Origin of the sequence: Actinophytocola sp. (genome assembly GCF_035712165.1) — a bacterium.
In the GTDB taxonomy this organism is placed as follows: Bacteria; Actinomycetota; Actinomycetes; order Mycobacteriales; family Pseudonocardiaceae; genus DASYTH01.
This window is the reverse complement of sequence record NZ_DASTBH010000356.1, coordinates 1-2,608: the sequence shown is the minus strand read 5'-3', so window position 1 is coordinate 2,608 and position 2,608 is coordinate 1. Positions and strand designations below refer to the sequence as shown.

Annotated in this window: 5 protein-coding genes; all 5 read left to right on the top strand. The window is 72.6% G+C overall.

The features are described from left to right. Nucleotides 1-381, top strand: a 381-nt coding sequence (locus tag VFO68_RS19890) for a Phenylacetic acid catabolic protein (protein WP_325159833.1), incomplete at its 5' end; no start/stop codon positions are given. Beyond that, nucleotides 378-671 (top strand): 1,2-phenylacetyl-CoA epoxidase subunit PaaB, encoded by a 294-nt coding sequence (gene paaB, locus VFO68_RS19885; protein WP_325159832.1) that lies wholly within the window; start codon nt 378-380, stop codon nt 669-671. The genes VFO68_RS19890 and paaB, both read left to right, overlap by 4 nt. A 34-nt stretch (nt 672-705) precedes the next feature. Then, the gene (gene paaC, locus VFO68_RS19880; RefSeq protein WP_325159831.1) at nt 706-1,605 is read left to right on the top strand and encodes a 1,2-phenylacetyl-CoA epoxidase subunit PaaC; all 900 of its coding nucleotides are present in this window, start codon (nt 706-708) and stop codon (nt 1,603-1,605) included. After that, the gene (gene paaD, locus VFO68_RS19875; RefSeq protein WP_325159834.1) at nt 1,599-2,099 is read left to right on the top strand and encodes a 1,2-phenylacetyl-CoA epoxidase subunit PaaD; all 501 of its coding nucleotides are present in this window, start codon (nt 1,599-1,601) and stop codon (nt 2,097-2,099) included. Before paaC ends, paaD begins: the two co-directional genes overlap by 7 nt. A gap of 1 nt (nt 2,100) precedes the next feature. Continuing rightward, nucleotides 2,101-2,608 (top strand): FAD-binding oxidoreductase (locus VFO68_RS19870; protein ID WP_325159830.1); only part of this gene is annotated, 508 nt, incomplete at its 3' end.

The window sequence follows — 2,608 nt, the reverse complement described above, 5'->3', positions numbered from 1 at the left end:
CAGGCCTCGGTCGACCGGTGGTGGTGGCCGTCGCTGATGATGTTCGGCCCGCCGGACGCGAAGTCGGCCAACACCGAGCAGTCCATGGCCTGGCGGATCAAGCGGCACACCAACGACGAGCTGCGCCAGCGGTTCGTGGACATGACCGTGCCGCAGGCCCAGAAGCTCGGGGTCACGCTGCCGGATCCGGCGCTGGCCTGGAACGCCGAGCGCGGTCACCACGACTTCGGCGAGATCGACTGGGACGAGTTCGCCCAGGTGGTCGGCGGCAACGGACCGTGCAACGCCCAGCGCGTCGCGCATCGCCGGGCCGCGCACGACAACGGCGCCTGGGTGCGCGAAGCCGCCGCCGCCTACGCCGCCAAGCAGGAGGTGCGATGACGGAGCCCCGTTCGTCCTGGCCGCTCTACGAGGTGTTCGTGCGCAGCAAGCGCGGCCTCAACCACGTCCACGTCGGCTCGCTGCACGCCCCGGACCCGGAGATGGCGCTGCGCAACGCCCGCGACCTCTACACGCGGCGCAACGAGGGCGTGAGCATCTGGGTGGTGCCGGCGGCGGCGATCACCGCGTCCAGCCCGGACGAGAAGGACCCGTTCTTCGCACCCAGCGGCGACAAGGTGTACCGCCACCCCACGTTCTACGCGATCCCCGAGGACGTGCCGCACCTATGAGCCGCGCCGACGTACTCTTCGCCGCGGAGGCGCCATGAGCTTCGACAACGCCTACGAGTCGATCACGGAGTCGAACGACGAGCAGCACTGGGCGTTCGGCACCGGCTTCGACGACCCGTTGTCCGATGTGGACAGAGCGGTTCCCCCGGACGCGGACCGCGCGGACCTCGCCGCCTACTGCCTGATGCTCGGCGACGACGCCCTGATCCTGTCCCAGCGCCTCACCGAGTGGTGCTCCCGCGCGCCGGAGCTCGAAGAGGATGTCGCCCTCGCCAACATCGCGCTGGACCTGTTGGGCCAGGCCAGAATGCTGCTCACCCGGGCCGGCGAGGTGGAGGGCGCGGGCCGCGACGAGGACGCCCTGGCCTACCTGCGCGACGAGCCCGAGTTCCGCAACGTCCGCCTGGTGGAGCTCGACTGCGGCCCCGGCCCCGGCGGCGACTTCGCCACCACCATCGCCCGCCTGCTGCTGTTCTCGACCTGGCGGCTGGCCCTGTTCGACCGGCTCACCGGCTCCCGCGACCCGGTCCTTGCCGCCATCGCCGCCAAAGGCGTCAAGGAGCTGGCCTACCACCGCGACCACGCCGCGCAGTGGACCCTGCGACTGGCCGGCGGCACCGACCACTCCCGCGCCCGCATGGTCGCCGGCCTGGCCACCGTCTGGCCACTGGCCGCCGAGCTGTTCACCCCGCACGAGATCGAGCTCAGGCTGGCCGCCGCCGGCATCGCCGTCGACCCCGCCACCCTGACCGCCGAGGTCGACGCCGTGCTCGACCAGGTCTTCACCGCCGCCGGCCTGACCCGCCCGGATGTTCCCGCCCTGTCCTCGGTGGCCGGCCGGTCCGGCCGCCACGGTGTCCACACCGAGGCCATGGGCTACCTGCTCGCCGAGCTCCAGCACCTGGCCCGGTCCCTGCCCGGAGCCACCTGGTGACCGCCACGGCCCGGGCGCGGGCGGTCGCGGAGCGGGTCGTCGATCCGGAGCTGCCGGTGTTGACGCTGGCCGAGCTGGGCGTGTTGCGGGACGTGCGGGCCGACGACCGCCGGGTGGTGGTGACGATCACGCCGACGTACTCGGGGTGCCCGGCGCTGGCGGAGATGGCGACGGATCTGCGGGGCCAACTCGCCGCGGCGGGGTTCGCCGAGGTCGAGGTGCGCACCGTGTTGCGGCCGGCGTGGAGCACCGACTGGATCAGCGACGCGGGGCGGCGCAAGCTGGCCGAGTACGGCATCGCACCGCCGGCGCGGGTGGGCGGCCGGGTGGGGCCGGTGCCGTTGAACCTGACGCCGCCGCGCGCCCGGGTGGCGTGTCCGCGGTGCGGGTCGGCCCGGACGACCGAGCTGTCCCGGTTCTCGTCCACCGCGTGCAAGGCGTTGCGCCGGTGCGAGGACTGCCGCGAGCCCTTCGAGCACCTGAAGGAGCTCTGACATGACCAGGCCGACCTTCCATTCCCTGCGGGTGGGCCGGATCGACCGGCTGTGCGCGGACGCGGTCGCGATCACCTTCGAGGTGCCCGACGAGCTGGCCGGTAGCTTCGCGTTCCGGGCCGGGCAGTACCTGACCCTGCGCCAGGATGTGGAGGGCGTCGAGGAGCGGCGGTCGTACTCGATCTGCGCGCCGGCCGGCGCGGCGCCGCGGATCGGGGTGCGCCGGGTGGACGGCGGGCTGTTCTCCGCCGAGCTGGTCGACTCGCTGCGCCCCGGTGACGTCCTGGAAGTGTTGCCACCGCTGGGAAAGTTCAGCCCGGTATTGGACACCCCCGCGCATCACTGTTTCGTGGCGGCCGGTTCCGGGATCACGCCGGTGCTGTCGATCGCCACCTCGCTGCTGGAGGCGTCCGGCGCGCAGGTGAGCCTGCTCTACGGCAACCGGCGTGCGAACACCGTGATGTTCGCCGAGGAACTGGCCGACCTGAAGGACCGCTATCCCGACCGGC

Coding starts and splice junctions, on each gene's coding strand:
- paaB (WP_325159832.1), top strand. CDS start 378: ATGACGGAGCCCCGTTCGTCCTGGCCGCTCTACGAGGTGTTCGTGCGC.
- paaC (WP_325159831.1), top strand. CDS start 706: ATGAGCTTCGACAACGCCTACGAGTCGATCACGGAGTCGAACGACGAG.